Genomic DNA, 16990 nt, shown 5'->3' on the forward strand with positions numbered 1-16990 from the left:
ATAACGATAGTTTCCCAAGAACGTTCGTTCTCTCTTATGGTATGATGAAGGAAAAACTAGGAGATCTTTATTCATGACAATACTTGAGCAAATGTCGCAACAACAAATAGCTGGCCTCAGCATTGCCTATATAAAGGATGGTGAGCTTCAGAAAGCAGATTGCTTTGGTCTATTAGAGGTCGGGAAAACTAACAGAATCAATACCGAAACCATCTTCAATGCCTGTTCAATTAGTAAACTAGTTACAAGCATTTTAGTGATGAAGCTGGTCGAGCAAGGGATAGTAGATTTAGATGAGGATATTAATCAAAAGCTTACATCTTGGAAGATGCCAGATCATAGCTACACTCAGAAAAAAAAAGTAACATTACGACATTTGTTAAGTCATCAGGCGGGGATTATTGACCCTAAAGGCAGCTTCTCTCCCTTACATTCACTATGGCAGACGCCTTCGATGGTCGACTTATTAAAAGGTACAACTCCTTATTGTTCCATACCAATCGATAGTACTTTTGAGGCCGAGCAAGAATTTCACTATTCAGATGCTGGCTTTTGTATTGTTCAATTGCTAATTGAGGATACAATGGGTTCAAGTTTTTCAACACTTATGACTGACCTGATTTTTCGACCACTAGCCATGACAAATAGCTTTTTTTCTTCCGCAGTTCCAACTGCCAATACAGCAAGTGGTCATCATAAAGATGGCACCGTAACAGCACAAAGATACCCTATTTACCCGTATGATGCAGCTTGTGGATTATGGACAACACCGTCAGATCTAGCAAAATTATTACAAGAGGTAATGCAGGCCTTAAAGGGAAAAGGTACACTTGGTTTAGCTTCAATCCATGAGCTAATTCGTCCTCAGGGCTGTAAAGAATGGCTGGGCCTTGGTGTATTTCTTGACGGTGCTGGTGAGCAGCTTGAAATATCCTCGCTTGGCTGGGGCGTTGGCTATCAATGTATGCTAGTGGCCTACCCCCACCTAGACAAAGGCTTTGTTGCCATGATTAACACCGATACAGGCGTCCATCAAATGCAAGGTCTCTTAGGAGAAATCTATCGTTCCTTTATCAAATAAAGAAGAGGCTTGATTTAAGCCTCTTTCCTTACCTCATAATGCAGTTGTACCATTTGACCATATCGCTTTGTTTCCAATAGCCTTAAGTTTTCGAATGGACGTGGCGATTTAAACAAGGGTATTCCTGAGCCCAGTAAATGCGGTGTAAGCGTAATAATCCATTCATCAATTAGCCGCTCCTGTAAAAAAGCATCCAAAATGTCCCCTCCCCCTACCATCCAAATCTTTGTGCCTTCTTGCTCTTTTAAACGTTTTGTAAATGTGATGACATCCTCTTGGATAAACGTCACATGCTCATTTTCCCCAGTTCGAGTTGTTGAGAACACATAGCATTTTTTATCAGAATAGGGGAAAGGTTCCATATGTTCTAGGATATAATCATATGTTCGTTTTCCCATAATGACGGTATCAATGGTTTGATACATATCAGCGTAGCCATTATCACCCTCTCCCTCTGTTTCCTCTAGCCACTGTAGATCATCATTTTCCTTGGCAATAAATCCATCTAAACTCCCTGCAATAAATACTAGTATTTCTCGTGACATCATGTCAGCTCCTCTTCTTTTGAAAATCTCTTCTACAATCTCTATACTAAATATAAAACATGACAACTCTTGGCATGATTAAATAAAAAGGTGAAAAAAATATGACCAAAGCTAAACGATTAATTGATATTTTGCTATTTGTCAGTGCGCAAAAGAAATTTACAGCGCAGGAAATTGCTGACACTTTCCATATTTCCGTGCGAACGGTGCATCGTTACCTTTTGGATTTAAGTGATATGGGGCTACCCATTTACGCGGAACAAGGAAGACATGGGGGCTATACGGTGCTATCAAATGCCATTCTCCCACCGATATTATTTACCGAGGAAGAGGCGGTCGCCATTTTCTTTGCATTTCAGTCTTTGCACTATTATCGTGATTTACCTTTTAATACTGAAATGAAGTCTGTCTCTCACAAGCTGTATGAATCCTTACAGAAGGAAGCCAAGAAAAAGGTGGATACGCTGCAATCCTATATTGCTTTTTGGAACCCTAAAAGAACCATAACAACACCACTCTTAACGGACGTTTTAGAGGCTATCATCAACCAATCACAATTGCATATCCAATATGAATCGAAGTCTGGTATCACCTCTAAACATATCCAGCCTATTGGCGTGTACGCTCATGATGGCTTATGGTATATGCCTGCGCTACTACTATCAAATGAAAGAATATTACTCTTCCGTGTAGATCGAATTAAAAACATAAAAGTTAGTGAAACAAACCGTAAAACGACGATGAATTTGCAGCAATGGCTTGAAAATGACTATGAGCCTCAGCAGCCTATTCGCTTATATGTTGAATTATCAAGCGAGGGCGTTCGTCAATGTTTAAGTGAGCCCCATCTTGAAAAAGCGGTTGTTCATCAAAGTGATGGAACAGGTTATATCGATACGATCATCGATCAACATGAGCTCCACTTTAATAGCTCCCTATTCTTTCGCCTTGGACAACATGCGATTGTTAAAGAACCGCAAGCATTAATTCAGCTTATGCGTCAGCATGCACATGAGCTATTAGCGATTTACCCTGAGCCAATAGAGCCTCTATAAGATGACAATTTTGTCAGATTCACGTAACATTCATCGTTACTACTTTTAAAAGATCTTCCTTATAATTGGTTTTGAAGGAGGAGATATACGTTGCAACCGACCAACAGTAATAAACGAATTGATACATTAGATTATTTAAGAGGGTTCGCCTTACTAGGCATTATTTTAGTCAATATCCCCTCATTAATGTGGATTGAACCACCTGAATTGGCTAATGATATTGCCTATAGCCGCTTTCTAACACTTTTTGTAGAGGGTAAATTTTTTATCATTTTTTCATTTTTATTTGGAATAGGATTCTATCTCTTTATTTCACGCGCTCAGGCAAGGGGCGAAAAAGCCTATGCCTTATTTAGTCGTAGACTTTTGATTTTACTGTGTATGGGGCTTGTGCATTTTTATTTCCAACCAGGTGAAGCCTTAACTGTCTATGCTATCTTTGGCTTTGTAGCCTTACCTTTTTATAAAATGCGCAAAGACATCAATCTCATCCTTGGATTCATCCTACTAGCCATCACCGCCTATTTTGGTCTAAAAATTTTAATGCCATTTCCACTGATTTTGCTTGGTCTAGCTGCGGGTCAATATCATTTATTTGAAAATATCTCGTTACATCGAAATAAAATCAGGTTAGTGACGATTGTAATGGGCTTTATAAGCATGGCTAGCTGGTTTTATCAATGGCAGTATGTCCCTGAGCCTCTTGTTAATATCCAACATTTGCCCAAGGATCAGCTAGAGCCTCATATTACAAATATCGAGCAATTTTCATTAATTGGACTACAGTTTAGCCCATTTGCTTCTGCCTTTTACATGGGAACAATTATCCTATTATTACAAAGTACCTTGTTCCAGCGACTATTGGCACCGTTAAAAGCATATGGGCGCATGGCCTTGACTAATTACTTGGGGCAAACAGTGCTCATTCTCTTAATTGGCCATGCTTTCTGTTTAATCGGACAACTTCGCTATCTTGAATCTTTGTGGATTTGTTTAGGCATTTATGTTTGCCAATTGCTCTTTAGTAAGCTATGGCTATACTTTTTCCGCTTTGGCCCTATGGAATGGCTATGGCGAATCGGGACATATTGGACAATTCCTCCCCTACGACAAAGTAAGAAAGATTATTTATCGTAAAGGATAAATACCTATCAGCTTGGTGGTAAACATCATATATTGGTAATGTACCCTACTCGCTTTCCATCTTTGCTCATATCTTCAGCAAGAAACACATCCCCATTTTATTTGGTCACCGAAGTGACTAATTTAAAAACAGCGTTAATCCATTGTTAACGCTGTTTCTTTTACTTTTATTAAACCTAATAAGTGAATCATTGGGGGTACTTTGTGGGGAATAGGTATTAAAAGCAAATAAAGTTACTGGGACATAAACATACAAGTCACGGGATTATAAAATCCCGTGACTTGTATTCATTGCCATTATTTTTCTCTTGCAAGCGAGTATGTCTCTTCATCTTGAAAATTGGTTCACTGTTCTAAATGCGGGTTAATGCGCCAGTAGGCTTTGGTATTTCTTGAACTGCTATCTGATTCATTTTACAAAAATGTTTAAAGAATTGTTGTGCCAACTCCCGTTCTTTCGGGTCACTTTTTAATGAAATGATATCAAGTAAAATTTGAGCCATCCATAAATTTTCAAAATAACGATATTTCCCTGTTTTCCATGTCATTTTTTCAGGGAATTTTTCATTTATATAATATTGCCAGAAAAGCAGCTGATCCGATTCCTGCTCTGTCAGTTGAATTCTGTATTTTGAATGGGCAGGAATATGTCCATCTTCACACAGCTTGCCAACGAATTTTTCATTCACCATATAGATACCTAAGATGCGTCTATCACTTTCAGGCTGGCTGGAATCTCTTGCTGTTAAAAGGACAGCGCTATTTTGGTGCAAGCGGCTCGGCTTGTTTGGCTTCCCTTTGTTATTACCACTCTTTAATATACCTGAAAAAACATTCCACTCTGAAACAGAACTATTCTGTTCCTCTGAATCACACCAAAAAACCATCTGGGATGCGGGATGAAGTTTATGATTACTCATAAGTTTTTCGTGTTCCAAGCGAAGCAAGAGTTCTTTCCGTTGAAGTTCTTTTACCTCTTCCATCCGCGATTCTTCTTCTTTTCGTTCAATTTCCTTTTTTTGTATGATTTCCTCAAGTAACTTAGCATCACTTTTATCATGTATTGTTAGGTGCTTTCCAAATACATCTGGAAAAACAAACCTTTTATTTTCTGATGCAAAATGGATTTCAATACTTGAATCATTTTGATTAACTATACTACCTATGCCAAAACGCTTGTGTGTAACTTTCTTATTAATTAGATTCATTCATCTAGTCCTCCTTATGGAATAAAAATTAAGTTACTATTAGATAGTAAATTTTTCCAAATAACTTCTTTAAACAATTTCGATTTTTTTCCGTTTAAAAAATAAAAAAACGTATCCAAATTCTTTCTGCAAAATAGGACATCGGAATTCGAAATACGTTTATAAAAAATTATCGTAATACTATTATAACATTTTTTAATAAAATTACAAATTTATTATTGACAACTCATTTTTACATGAGTTAAAATATTCATTTATCCTCTGAATGTCATTGGAATCATCTTTGAAAAGACCATAAACTTCTGAAAAATGCCTTATAAAAACCAACTTCCCTTGTTACATACTTTGATGCCCATAAATTCTTCACCTGTTACTTATCCTAAGCATACAATGCAAATAATACCCTTTTTTGTAGGGAGGATTATATGAAGAAAAATAAAGATAATCGGAATAGTGAGGGATTGGAATCCGTGAGTCAAGCAGCTAAGCTGGCTGTCATTGCAGGGGCGATCACAACACTTGGAGACGCTCTAGCGACCATTGCGGCTGGTCTTGCGCTAGAAGATGAGTTGAAGGAAAAGGAAAATGAAAGTAATAGCAATGATATTGACAAACTACAAAAGCAAATTGATGAATTAAATTATGAAATGAAACAATTAAAAAGGATGTTACGTTAATACCATGTTATACAAAAACGACAATACCACATGGATATTGTCGTTTTTTAGGCTATTTAGCAGCCCAAAGTTCAATCTCTATTTTTAATTCTGGTAGCCCTAATGCTGATACATAAGCAATAGTCATAGAGGGATAGGAATGACCAAACATTACTTCCCATTGCTGATCGAAATGATGCCAATCAATCTCCTCTGTCGCCCATATATTCACCTTTACCACATGAGAAGCATCCAATCCCTCAGTTGCTAAAAGCGTTTCAATATTTTTAAATGTATTGGTCGTTTGTTCAATTAATCCTACAGGCAATTGATCATCTTGATCAACCCCTATTTGTCCAGAAAATGCATACAATGTTGCATCTTTCGGAATGATTGTGATGTGGCTATATTCCCCCACAGGGCTAGGTACCTGTATTGGATTTTTACGTATTATGTTTGTTTTCATATTCTTTTCTCCTTTAGGATCGTATTTTTCTAAAAAAGGGCAGACTTATCCCTCGTTTGTTGATTTTAGAAAAAAACAGCTGTGGAGAACCCTATACCCATGCTTAAAAAACGAATAGCTCTTTTTTTCATGTGAATTCTCCTCCTTGTCCCTAAAGTTATGTTCACTTTACCATTTCTATCCTAGATAATCAATGAAATACCCAAACTATTTATCATTTCATTTATTATTTCTCAGGCAATTAACTATTCAACTATAGCAATCACAACATATATATAGTAGTGTAAAGCTAAATTAGCCTTACACCTCCGAAATTGTACTAGGGTCACTCCATCCCAAGTGTCCCTTTGCATAATAGAACTAGGTACCCCTCTTTGGCGTACCTAGTTTTTTCGTTATTTTGGGGTCGTGTCGGTGACTAAGTTTTGTCCACCTACAGCGAGTTGAGGTGTAGAATTCTTATACGGAAAAATACCTTAACCAATACAAGAACTATAAACTTAAATATAATTACACATCACACTTCCCTAGTGCGATCTTTTTGCATTTAGCTCAAATACTAGAGATTCTTTGTCTAAGACATTGTTTATAAAACAAATATAGAAAAGAATACAATAGGCAACAAAAATGTTAAGCTGAGTAATTATGAGCCGAGTCATGTTTACATGACTAAGAGATAAAAATATGAATCCCTCCTGCAATAACACTTAATGCGGCTATGGAGATATGGATTGTTCGTAAGCTTCGATTTTTTCTATAGTTGAAAAAATTCATTCCTGCGATAGCAGTAATAGACAAAAGAATAATTGCAATCAAGCCAATAATTCCTTCATTCTCCAATTCACCCTCATTAAAGTACATGATTAACCCATGACCTATACCTAACAACAATGCCATTGTGCCAAAAAGAATATGATATCTACCTATTAACTTTGCTGCAGATAAATATAGCCCTTTAGATTGTGGGAATGTACGAATTACAGACTTCATGAAGGTTCGAATAGGAAAAATCATACCAGCTGCACCAATTCCTATAAATGTACACCAACCAATTAATTCACCAATATCCTCATAACGTCCTTCCTCGTGTTGTTGTCTACCGTTATCCTCATAATCATACTCATCTTTTCCTTCAAAAATATCATCTGCATAAATGGGATTTACATCATACATAAAAAATATAACTACCAATACTATCCCAAAAAATTTTAAATATCGCATAGGAGGTCTCCTTCCATATTGAGTTTCATCATTAGTCTAAGCAAACAATATGAAAAAAATCTGAAAAACGGCACTAGAAAAAATTACGATATTTAACTAAAATTTCTTTTTGGCTTAGAATAAGTAGAAGATTGGTCACACAAAAAATTCAGGTGGATTTCATAATGTTGTTATAAATTAGTTATATTGAATATAAAAAAGGTAGGAGGAGCTTTGTTGAAAATACTGATAGCAGAAGATGATAATCGGTTAAGGAAAAACATTGTTCACATCATTCAAAAAGAATTTCATCAGGTCGATGCTGTAGATAATGGTCAGCATGCATTAGAATACATACTATTTCATTCTTACGACCTCGTCATTCTAGATTGGATGATGCCAGAATTAAGCGGTATTGATGTGTGCAAAGAAGCTAGAAGAAATGGTTATGAAGGTGGCATTTTAATACTAACAGCAAAGGATGATAGCAATGACATCATCCTTGGATTAGATGCAGGTGCTGATGATTATGTTGTTAAACCATTTAAAATGGAAGAACTCTTAGCGAGAATACGTGCCATTTTAAGAAGAAAAAATAAATCCATTCATCAAATAATTCAAATTGATGATTTAAAGTTATATTTGGATTCCAGGACACTTTATAAAGATAATCAAGAAATACTATTAACTAAAAACGAATTTTTATTGTTAGAGTACCTTTTTATCAACAAAGGCATCATTCTTACTAGAGAACAAATTTATACACAAGTATGGGGATTTGATCATGAAATGACTAACAACAACCTTGATGCGTTAGTAAAACTAGTTCGTAAAAAAATCGATTATAATCGATCAAAATCCATTATTGAAAACATTAGAGGAATAGGATACAGAGTGAGGTAGCATGTTTAAGAAAACTCGTAAAAAATTAACTTTATTTAACTCCATTTATTTTATAGGCTTTTTCTTTGCTTTTCTTATTATTCTTTATTTTTCATTAGTTCAACTAATGAATTATCAACAAGTAGAAGAACTAGAAACTTATTACGAAGAACAATATCATGACTTTTTTGAGCACAAAAATGATAATGAAGGGAAATTAGAATTTAACCCAAATGGTATGTATTTTTACTATATTTATACAAAAGACCAGATACTAGTCCACGGTGACGAAAACTATCAAGGTTTATTTAAAGATCTAGAAAAAATCATTCAAACGGAAAATCCTTCTAAACGTTTTGTAAAAAATTTAAATTGGCGCGATAAACATCTTTTAATTTTATCGAAACCCATTCAGACTAACGATGAATTCCTAGGATATATTGTTATAGGCAAATCGACCACATCACAATATCATTTTTTTCAAAAAATGATTTTACTGTTTATTGTTTTAATTATAATTTTTACGATCATAATTGGATTCTTAAGTTACTACATGGCAGGAAAAGCCATGATCCCCATTCAACATGCACTTGAAAAACAAAAAAGTTTTGTTTCAGATGCTTCTCATGAGTTAAGAACACCGCTAAGTGTATTTTATAGTTCACTCGATATTTTAGAATCTGATGAAGCTAATAATATGAGTGATTTCGGTAAAGAATTAATCGAAGATTTAAAGCATGAAGCAGCGTTAATGAAAGAGCTATTAGATAAACTATTATTTTTAGCCCGACATGACAAAAATCGTATTAAATCAACTAAAGAAAAAATCTCCTTAACAGAGTTGCTAATAACGATTAGTAGGAAGTTTAAAAGAGCGTTACCAAAAACAATCGTTTTCGAAATAGAAATCCAACCTAATGTTGAATTTATTGGAAATTCAAATAATATAACTGAATTAATTTATATATTATTAGATAATGCAGCCCAGTACACACAAAAAGGATCCATCTATCTAAAGCTTTTACAAACTGATAAAATGATATATATCTACATTGAAGATACAGGCATTGGGATTTCTAAGGAAGACCTGCCTTTTATTTTTGATAGATTTTTCCGGAGTGATGCTGTGAGAAACAGAAACGGAACAGGACTGGGACTTGCTATAGCTGATTCTATTGTTCAAGATCACGGAGGAACATTAACAGTTCAAAGCGAGTTGGAAAAAGGTACAACATTTTGTATTCAATTTCCTCTTTATAATAAAAAGTAGGCTATTTATCGTTACATGATGGATAAACCATAGAATGGCATTACATGAACCAGTAGTGCCATTCAACTAGTTTATTTTTTGAGCTACTTTGGCAGCCTAGCTAACATGGAGAAACTGCCTTTCCTCCATTCAAGCACCGCTTACTTGCTAACCCCTTGCTTTTGATCTTTCTTCTTAAACCCATCACTCATCAACCTTACAAGTAGTGCGATAATTATAACCATTACCGTACTACTATAAAATAAAATTACTAACATTTGATTAGTGTCAGTACCAATGAATAGCCCATGAATAAGTGATAATATCCAAGCAGGTAAAACAAGAAAATGCATCTTCTTCCAAAGTGAGAATTTCATTTTATTTATCCATATATCTGATGTTACAAGAACTATTAAAAATAAATAAAAAGCTATGGTTCCCAGCCCAGACAACAATGCCTGATAGTTAGCGCTAAAAGGTAATACGATATCAGAAATAGTATAGGGTTCGTATTGATCAATCATTAGTAAAAGTAAATGTACAATAACAGTTATAAATCCCATCCATCCACTCATTTGATGTAATTGAAAGTACAAGTTTTTATTGGACTTGAGAGTAGAAGATTTCCTTAGTAAACCAAAAAAAATGGACATACTGAAGTAAAAATAACTTAAAAGCCCTAATAATCGAATCCATTCCCAAGTACTAAATAACATCTAACTTTTCTCCTCCTTTCAACCAATATATACTTCCATCATCTTTTGCTATCAAGCAAGCACAAGGCATCTGTAGTTTGTCAAACCATACTTGTAATTCTTGTTCATTTAATAAAAAAGCAAGTTTTGTTGCCACTTCTGCTTGACATAATGAGTTTGTTATTATTGTTGTTTGAAGGATAGGGCTAATGATTACCTCTCCAGTTCTTCCATCTAATAAGTGATGCTTTTCTTTCCCCTGCTGTTTCCAACTTCTAAATATACGATTTGAAGTGGCAATTGCTCCATTTTGAATTCTAATTGTACTGATCTCTTCGTGTATATGAAATGGATGAGCAATCCCAATGGTCCATGTCTTTTTACCTGACGACCACATTTTCATATCTCCACCACCATCTACAATTCCAAACTCTGGAGAAACCTGTCTAAGCCAATCAGCTATTTTTTCAACTACGTATCCTTTGGCAAATCCACCTAAATCAATTAATTGATTATCCGTTTTTAAAACTTCATTGTGATCCAAAAAAAGAAATGGCTTATTTGCCTTTTTTTCTATTTGTATTGGCTTATACGTTGATTCTTGAAAAGGAAAGGATCGATCATACCCATGTTGTTCTAAATGTAATTTTAAATACGGAGAAAATATATTATTAGTTAATGTATAATAGTTATCTGCTTCTTTTAAACAATCGTATAATGCAGGAGAAATTCTGCCGATTTCTCCTACCTTTAGTTGATTAATTTGATTTAACTCATTATTTGGCTCAAATCTTGACCACTCTCTTGCAACGTATTGCAACCATTTCACCACTTTGTCTTTCCAATCATTTTTTTGTGTTCCAGCAATTTCAATATAAAAGTTTGTATTCATCGTGTTTAATGATAGGGTATCCAAGCAACTTCAACTCCACTTCAAACTATGTCTAGGATCGTTTGGTAGTTCGATCGGTACGGATTTTATTTTGTTGTAGTTGATTCACTCCCACAATTTCAAAATTTGTCCAATCCAATTGAACAAGTTCCCTTTCTCGGTCTGACATTTTTTTTGATTGTTCATTTGTCAAATTTAGATCAGCTATGTTTGTATCTGATGGAACATTATTAAATTGCGTTAATAGTAAAGAAGATAATATTACTCCAGAGGTACCTAATATCCATTTAGCTTTCTTTTGATCTTTCATTTAATCATCTCCTTTTTTACTTTAAAAACTTAAATAAAACAGAGTTATTCATTTCTTGCCATTCAGCCACATAGCCCAAACCATTTGAAATTACACTAATTGGAACATATATATTATCATTCAAATAAAATGTAACAGCTGGTATCGGTGATTTTATCTCGTTATAGTACACAACATTTGTCCCCGCACGAAAAATTAATTCTGTATCACCTTTATTAATTTCTAATATTTTACTATTATCATAATTAATTACTTTTGCACCTAAAAGTTCAGCAATAATTTTACCTGGCACATATATTTCCCCATCTAAAGGAATCAAGTAAAGAGACATTGTATTATTTTCTAGTTTTAACTGAATTTCTTTCGCTTCTTTCAAAGGTAACTCTCCTTTATTTACATAAGTCGATCTTGTCCAAATATTCCATGTATTACTATTTGTTTCAAGGTATCTTTGATCATAATAATCGTATTCATCCTCTTCTTTATAATAATCATAATCATAATCATCATCTTCCTCTTCATAATCATCATCGTGCTTTTTATGAACATCACCCTCGTATTTTTTATAATCATTTTCATCATCCGCTTTTGCTATTTTGGTATCAACAAATGGCCAAATTAAAATCATAATTAGAAGTATTTTGATAATCCTCATTTTTTCAGCTCCTTTATGTTATTTCCATCTTAATTAAGCTAAATGAAAAAATACTGAAAAAACAAAATCATTCAATACAAATTTAACAAATGTATTGCTTGCCATTTTTGTTTCGATAGAGGTAGGTAATTTTCTATGAGAATTTAAATAGCATTCCTGATTGAAATCAAAAAAATTGCCTTCTACAAAAATAGAAGGCAACTTCAGTATTTTACTAGGCTTTTAGGATTCTCCCATCATACCTAGTTCACTAAATATATCGAATTGCAATTGTACTCCTGATATGTTGTCATTAAAGAAATTACTAATATCATCTAAAGATTTTGTGCTCATAAAGATAGTCATAGGAAAGGTCAACAAACAAATATTCATGCTCGTTGATCGCAATGGAGAATGTTCTTGTAATTTCTCCTGTTTCTATATCCCGATACAATTCAGAGATTTCCCCACTTTGATCGTTGCGCATTTTGATAATTGTTTGAAGGAAATAAGGACGCCAGCTCCAATTTTTATTGATGGCACGTGGCTGTAGCTCCCAATTCCCATCAATTCGCATAACGTTAGGCGTTAACTGGAATCCGTCCTCATTACAAATATAGAGACGGAAGGAGTAGTTATCCAATAATTCAGCTAAGTACTCTAAATGGGAGACATTGTCGCTTGTTGGTTTCACACGGTGAACAATCGCCTCTAATTCCTCCCTTAATTTTTTCAACTGCAAATATTGCGCCTCCAGCATTTTCTTTTCGGAAGTAATAAATTGCTGGCATTCTTTTTTAAAACGTTCCTTTAATATATCCTTATCAACAAAAGTCATAGCTGGATTAGCTAGGTATGGCCCTTGATAAAATCTACCACCATTTTTCCATGCAAATTGTAGCTGATAAACCGTTTCAATATCTTCAAATAATAGATTCGCTCCAATTTTATAAGCTAGGCTACCAATGGCAGAAATCATGTCCGATTGAGCGGACCAAGAATCGTAATTTAAATCACGTGTATTGACTTTTAAGATATGTGGGGCCAATAGCGCAATATGCTCTAAGTGACTTTCGGCTCCTACTTCCTGTACGGCAATTTTCACCCCAAACGTCGTAAAATAGCGTAGGGCGTGATGTAATTTGTTAATATCCCCTATAAAACGATGCTCTGATACGACAAGTACGATACGCTGTAAATCTTTTTCCTCTATATATTGTTGGATAATATTAAAATGACTTTCACCAAAATCTTGCATCAATAAATTTGGATTGCTTGGAATATAAATATCAATTTCTGGTGCAATTTCATCAATTTTGGCTAATGCCGCATGTAAAATTTTGTGTTCCATATCAATTCGATATTCTTCTGGAATATCTTCATTGTTGACGAAATCCTTTAAATTAATTTGCTGACCTTGAATTTGTAGATATCCGGAAATTTCGTAGGCAATCACCGTATGCGCGTCTGCGCTAAATATCGGTTGATAATACCCATGTATTTGATCTAAATTTGTTAACACTTCAATTGCGTCCATCATCGAAACCTCCAATATGAATAACGTTTTCGTTGTTATTCAAAAATAACATTACATTTATCATGACTAGCTTAAAAAATGCTCTCTGACTGTATAATAAGTTGTTTAAAGTAAAATCGCAACTTCACTTCTCATCATTAATGGAAATACGTCCTAATTTTTAACCACCATAATTGCATTATTTCTAACGACTTTCCTACATAGTAGGTTGCTTGTTACACCATCTTGCAACGTTATGCTTTTGTCCAACCAAGGCTGTTCTGATATTTTACTCTCCCTTTAATCTATGCAACTTGACGCAATGACAGCCGTGATAATGGATGATGATTATCCTATACCAGTCAATTAATTCAGTCATTTACCCAGTATTTAAGGACAATTCTATGAAAAAAACAGTATCCCAAAAGGACAACAAAAGGCTCCTACTGGCATACTGTTTATTATTATTCAGACATAAAGAAATACCAAATCAGAGCGATTACTGCTAAGGATAAAATAACAGCAATTGTTACGCGAAGCGGCGAGATAGGAGCATTGCCGCCAACTCGACCCGTTTGTCCATTCACCATAAAGCGGTAAACCTTCTCCTTATAGCGGAAAGAAGATAACCAAATGGGTAACATTAAATATTTGTATGTAATATCATCATGGTTTGTGGAAAAACGTAGATTGGATACTACATCCGCACTATTTTCCCAACGAATTTTGGACGTAATCTGCGCATGGAGATGATCATGGATTTCACTTTTTGCTTGGCTCCAGCCATCCTGCAAACCAACACTGTAACGCTCTGATAAAAATCCAGCTACATATTGGGGTTTATAGGCCTTATTATTAAGAAGATTAAATGGTTCAATTTTTCGCATCATGTCCCGATCATAGCGTGTTGTGGCACTCACTAAATGATCGTCTATAAATTCCTGATAAAAACCACTTGTTGAATACCAATCTGTTTCAGTATGCGTTTTACCATCTTTATCCGTAACCGTTCGATGTCGTCCATATCTTGCGGAGTATCTAGAGCTTGTTTTTGAATCAAACGTCCAATACGGGAGGTATACCCCTTTAAAGGCATCAGGCCTTGCACTTATTTTGGCAGCCTTTGGTGTAAACCATCGACCTTTGATCCATTTCTGAAAATGTTCTCCTGCCTGCTTATCCGTTACTTCAAAAGCACATACGCCATTGGGAGCAAGCGTATTTTCAGCGCTCGCTTCCATGACCTGATTTGAGCCGCAGTAAGGACAACTGTCAGCGACCTGCAGGGCATCATAAATTGTCTCGGCCGCACAAGCTTTACAAATAACTGTTTTCTTCTCCACGCCCCAATTGAAATTCCCACGTTCCTCTGCTTTTAAGAAATCCATTTCCTGAGCAACCTTTTCCTCTTCTTGTTCAGGGGTTGCAATTTCAGATTCAAATCCACAATACGGACAAGTCAGCTTACCTGTAGCAGGATTAAACTCAATTGATGCACTACAGGACGGACATTCTGCATCAAAGTCAAGTTTTACTTGTTTGACATGTTCAACTTCTTGCGTTGACATAGGTCATCATCTCCTTACTTGACATCCTTTTCATCAAAAACATCGCCGCATTCTGGACAGAATTTAGGCGGATTGGCAGGGTCCTCTGGTGCCCACCCACATTTATCACATGCGTAGAGTAAAGCATCAGCTGGTTTTTTAGAGCCACACTCGCTACAAAATTTTCCTTTATTCACCGCTCCACATGTACATGACCAGCCCTCTTCCGCTGGTTTTGCTGCGCCGCAATTTGAACAGAATTTCCCTGTGTTGTCTTGACCACATGCACATGTCCATGTACCAGGTGCTTTGGCTGATTGATTTTGCATCGCAGCCTGAGCCATTTGCGCTTGCTTATTTTGCTCATTCATTTGATAAAGCTGACCAGCATTGACTCCACCTGCTTGTGCAGCCATATTCATCCCCATAAAGCCTGCCATAGCGCCACCATCATTGTTAGCAGCTGCAATCATCGCTTCTGCCTGAGCGCCTGTTAAATGGGCAGCAGCCATACCTGGATCACGCATGACCGCATTGCGTTGTAGTTGTTTTATCATGGCTTCGTCTTCCTCAGAAGCCTTAAGGGTACTAATCCCAAATGACACAACAGCTAAACCACGTGTAGCAAGCCACTTTTCTGATAATACCTTATTGAGTGCGTCTGCTAACGCAACCGTATGCGCGGGTATTTCACTATAACGAACGCCACTTGCTGAAATTTGTGCAAATGCTGGCTGTAACGCTGTCATTAATTCTGATTTTAACTGGCTATCAATGGCCTCTCGTGTAAATTCACGCTCTACATTTCCACATACATTTGTATAGAATAATAACGGATCAATGATTCTGTAAGAATACTCACCATGACAACGAATGGCAATGTCAATATCTAATCCAATATTACGATCAATAACACGGAATGGAATTGGTGCGGGAGTGCCATATTTATTCCCAACAATCTCCTTTTTATTAAAATAATAAACTCGCTGATCTTTAGCAGGTTCCCCACCAAATGTAAAACGCTTGCCTATCTGTTTAAATGTTTCTATTATGCCCTGGGATAAATCTGAGCCGTACATAATCGAAGGTTCTGTTGATGTATCATAGACATATTCCCCAGCTTCTGAAGAAAACTCTACAACTTTCCCCTGTTCAACAATCATCATACATTGCCCTTCATTGACGGCAATAATGGAGCCATTGCTAATAATGTTGTCATTTCCTTTATTTGAACCTCGTTTAGAAGTGCGTTTAACACCCTTAGTTACTAGAACATCTGAGGATAATGCCTCACAATAAAAATACTCACGCCATTGATCCTCTAAAACACCTGTTAATGCCCCAACGCCTGCTTTCAATAAACCCATAAATATTCCCACCTTCACATTGATGTTTAGCTTATTTTAACATCTCTTAATATTATGTAATACGCAAAATCAGACAAATTGTTTCATTTTCTTCCTTTCAACTAAAAAACGAGAAGCTCCTATGATATAAATCATCAGAACGTTCTCGTTACTTTTTCTGTATCAGGATAAGGCAGCTATTATAACAAGCACCCACGCAACAATAAATAACATGCCACCAATTGGCGTAATCGCACCTAGCTTTTTCACACCTGTCACGGCAAGCACATATAGACTACCAGAGAAGAATACAATCCCTGTAAACATCAAGTAGCCTGCCCAGGAAAGTAGACTAGAGCTTCCTAAAAATGCATCATTGGATAGAATGCCAAGGGCTAAAATCCCTAAAGCATGATACATCTGATATTGCACAGCCGTTTCCCAAACGGCTGCATAATGCGGCGAGGCAAACTTATCCTTGAGTGCATGTGCACCAAAAGCACCTAAAACAACACCAAGAGCTGCCAAAATAGCGCCTAAAGCTAGAAACATTTCCATCTATTGT

At 35.8% G+C, this 16990-nt stretch carries 18 protein-coding genes; 6 read left to right on the forward strand and 12 right to left on the reverse strand.

Features of this window, described 5'->3' with window-relative positions:
* The first annotated feature begins 73 nt into the window (after nt 1-73).
* Nucleotides 74-1081, forward strand: coding sequence for a serine hydrolase domain-containing protein (locus HCH28_RS21025; RefSeq protein ID WP_221682940.1), 1008 nt, complete (start codon nt 74-76; stop codon nt 1079-1081).
* Nucleotides 1082-1095: 14 nt separating this feature from the next.
* Here HCH28_RS21025 and HCH28_RS21030 read toward each other — a convergent pair whose 3' ends face one another.
* Nucleotides 1096-1626: a dihydrofolate reductase family protein gene (locus HCH28_RS21030; protein WP_221682941.1), complete on the reverse strand. Its 531-nt coding sequence runs from the start codon at nt 1624-1626 to the stop codon at nt 1096-1098.
* A gap of 101 nt (nt 1627-1727) precedes the next feature.
* On the opposite strand from HCH28_RS21030, the gene HCH28_RS21035 reads away from it, so the two are divergent.
* Nucleotides 1728-2681 carry a helix-turn-helix transcriptional regulator gene (locus tag HCH28_RS21035; protein ID WP_221682942.1) on the forward strand — a complete coding sequence of 318 codons (954 nt, stop codon included), beginning with the start codon at nt 1728-1730 and terminating at the stop codon, nt 2679-2681.
* 90 nt (nt 2682-2771) lie between these two features.
* Complete coding sequence (locus tag HCH28_RS21040) at nt 2772-3818, forward strand: DUF418 domain-containing protein (protein WP_221682943.1); 1047 nt, start codon at nt 2772-2774, stop codon at nt 3816-3818.
* Nucleotides 3819-4177: 359 nt separating this feature from the next.
* Here HCH28_RS21040 and HCH28_RS21045 read toward each other — a convergent pair whose 3' ends face one another.
* Nucleotides 4178-5032: a malate synthase gene (locus HCH28_RS21045; protein ID WP_221682944.1), complete on the reverse strand. Its 855-nt coding sequence runs from the start codon at nt 5030-5032 to the stop codon at nt 4178-4180.
* 425 nt (nt 5033-5457) lie between these two features.
* On the opposite strand from HCH28_RS21045, the gene HCH28_RS21050 reads away from it, so the two are divergent.
* Nucleotides 5458-5709: a hypothetical protein gene (locus tag HCH28_RS21050; RefSeq protein WP_221682945.1), complete on the forward strand. Its 252-nt coding sequence runs from the start codon at nt 5458-5460 to the stop codon at nt 5707-5709.
* Nucleotides 5710-5761: 52 nt separating this feature from the next.
* Here the strand turns inward: HCH28_RS21050 and HCH28_RS21055 are convergent, their stop codons facing one another.
* Both HCH28_RS21055 and HCH28_RS21060 read right to left on the reverse strand, forming a co-directional pair.
* Complete coding sequence (locus HCH28_RS21055) at nt 5762-6154, reverse strand: RidA family protein (protein WP_221682946.1); 393 nt, start codon at nt 6152-6154, stop codon at nt 5762-5764.
* Between the two features lie 669 nt (nt 6155-6823).
* A complete protein-coding gene (locus HCH28_RS21060) occupies nt 6824-7375 on the reverse strand; it encodes a hypothetical protein (protein WP_221682947.1) in 552 nt (183 codons plus the stop codon).
* Between the two features lie 216 nt (nt 7376-7591).
* On the opposite strand from HCH28_RS21060, the gene HCH28_RS21065 reads away from it, so the two are divergent.
* Entirely contained in the window at nt 7592-8257 is a 666-nt protein-coding gene (locus HCH28_RS21065; RefSeq protein WP_221682948.1) for a response regulator transcription factor, read from the forward strand.
* 1 nt (nt 8258) lies between these two features.
* Entirely contained in the window at nt 8259-9506 is a 1248-nt protein-coding gene (locus HCH28_RS21070) for a sensor histidine kinase (RefSeq protein ID WP_221682949.1), read from the forward strand.
* A 140-nt stretch (nt 9507-9646) separates the two neighbouring features.
* Here HCH28_RS21070 and HCH28_RS21075 read toward each other — a convergent pair whose 3' ends face one another.
* From HCH28_RS21075 to HCH28_RS21110, 8 genes are all read right to left on the reverse strand, one after another.
* Nucleotides 9647-10201, reverse strand: coding sequence for a ferric reductase-like transmembrane domain-containing protein (locus tag HCH28_RS21075; RefSeq protein ID WP_221682950.1), 555 nt, complete (start codon nt 10199-10201; stop codon nt 9647-9649).
* Nucleotides 10191-11096 carry an FAD:protein FMN transferase gene (locus tag HCH28_RS21080; protein ID WP_221682951.1) on the reverse strand — a complete coding sequence of 302 codons (906 nt, stop codon included), beginning with the start codon at nt 11094-11096 and terminating at the stop codon, nt 10191-10193. The genes HCH28_RS21075 and HCH28_RS21080 overlap by 11 nt, the downstream gene beginning before the upstream one ends.
* A gap of 28 nt (nt 11097-11124) precedes the next feature.
* Nucleotides 11125-11382 (reverse strand): hypothetical protein, encoded by a 258-nt coding sequence (locus HCH28_RS21085; RefSeq protein ID WP_221682952.1) that lies wholly within the window; start codon nt 11380-11382, stop codon nt 11125-11127.
* A gap of 16 nt (nt 11383-11398) precedes the next feature.
* A complete protein-coding gene (locus HCH28_RS21090; RefSeq protein ID WP_221682953.1) occupies nt 11399-12037 on the reverse strand; it encodes a copper amine oxidase N-terminal domain-containing protein in 639 nt (212 codons plus the stop codon).
* Between the two features lie 310 nt (nt 12038-12347).
* Entirely contained in the window at nt 12348-13553 is a 1206-nt protein-coding gene (locus tag HCH28_RS21095) for an EAL-associated domain-containing protein (RefSeq protein ID WP_036076413.1), read from the reverse strand.
* A 443-nt stretch (nt 13554-13996) separates the two neighbouring features.
* A complete protein-coding gene (locus HCH28_RS21100) occupies nt 13997-15100 on the reverse strand; it encodes a TFIIB-type zinc ribbon-containing protein (RefSeq protein WP_221682954.1) in 1104 nt (367 codons plus the stop codon).
* A gap of 14 nt (nt 15101-15114) precedes the next feature.
* A complete protein-coding gene (locus HCH28_RS21105) occupies nt 15115-16446 on the reverse strand; it encodes an SPFH domain-containing protein (protein ID WP_221682955.1) in 1332 nt (443 codons plus the stop codon).
* A 162-nt stretch (nt 16447-16608) separates the two neighbouring features.
* Entirely contained in the window at nt 16609-16983 is a 375-nt protein-coding gene (locus HCH28_RS21110) for a DUF423 domain-containing protein (protein WP_221682956.1), read from the reverse strand.
* Nucleotides 16984-16990: the final 7 nt, after the last annotated feature.

The sequence above is a fragment of the Lysinibacillus sp. K60 genome (assembly GCF_019731275.1).
Taxonomy (GTDB): domain Bacteria; phylum Bacillota; class Bacilli; order Bacillales_A; family Planococcaceae; genus Lysinibacillus; species Lysinibacillus capsici.

Excerpts from the sequence above, each read along its gene's own strand:
- HCH28_RS21025 (WP_221682940.1), top strand. The coding sequence starts at position 74 with ATGACAATACTTGAGCAAATGTCGCAACAACAAATAGCTGGCCTCAGC.
- HCH28_RS21030 (WP_221682941.1), bottom strand. The coding sequence starts at position 1,626 with ATGTCACGAGAAATACTAGTATTTATTGCAGGGAGTTTAGATGGATTT.
- HCH28_RS21035 (WP_221682942.1), top strand. The coding sequence starts at position 1,728 with ATGACCAAAGCTAAACGATTAATTGATATTTTGCTATTTGTCAGTGCG.
- HCH28_RS21045 (WP_221682944.1), bottom strand. The coding sequence starts at position 5,032 with ATGAATCTAATTAATAAGAAAGTTACACACAAGCGTTTTGGCATAGGT.
- HCH28_RS21050 (WP_221682945.1), top strand. The coding sequence starts at position 5,458 with ATGAAGAAAAATAAAGATAATCGGAATAGTGAGGGATTGGAATCCGTG.
- HCH28_RS21055 (WP_221682946.1), bottom strand. The coding sequence starts at position 6,154 with ATGAAAACAAACATAATACGTAAAAATCCAATACAGGTACCTAGCCCT.
- HCH28_RS21060 (WP_221682947.1), bottom strand. The coding sequence starts at position 7,375 with ATGCGATATTTAAAATTTTTTGGGATAGTATTGGTAGTTATATTTTTT.
- HCH28_RS21070 (WP_221682949.1), top strand. The coding sequence starts at position 8,259 with ATGTTTAAGAAAACTCGTAAAAAATTAACTTTATTTAACTCCATTTAT.
- HCH28_RS21075 (WP_221682950.1), bottom strand. The coding sequence starts at position 10,201 with ATGTTATTTAGTACTTGGGAATGGATTCGATTATTAGGGCTTTTAAGT.
- HCH28_RS21085 (WP_221682952.1), bottom strand. The coding sequence starts at position 11,382 with ATGAAAGATCAAAAGAAAGCTAAATGGATATTAGGTACCTCTGGAGTA.
- HCH28_RS21090 (WP_221682953.1), bottom strand. The coding sequence starts at position 12,037 with ATGAGGATTATCAAAATACTTCTAATTATGATTTTAATTTGGCCATTT.
- HCH28_RS21095 (WP_036076413.1), bottom strand. The coding sequence starts at position 13,553 with ATGGACGCAATTGAAGTGTTAACAAATTTAGATCAAATACATGGGTAT.
- HCH28_RS21100 (WP_221682954.1), bottom strand. The coding sequence starts at position 15,100 with ATGTCAACGCAAGAAGTTGAACATGTCAAACAAGTAAAACTTGACTTT.
- HCH28_RS21105 (WP_221682955.1), bottom strand. The coding sequence starts at position 16,446 with ATGGGTTTATTGAAAGCAGGCGTTGGGGCATTAACAGGTGTTTTAGAG.
- HCH28_RS21110 (WP_221682956.1), bottom strand. The coding sequence starts at position 16,983 with ATGGAAATGTTTCTAGCTTTAGGCGCTATTTTGGCAGCTCTTGGTGTT.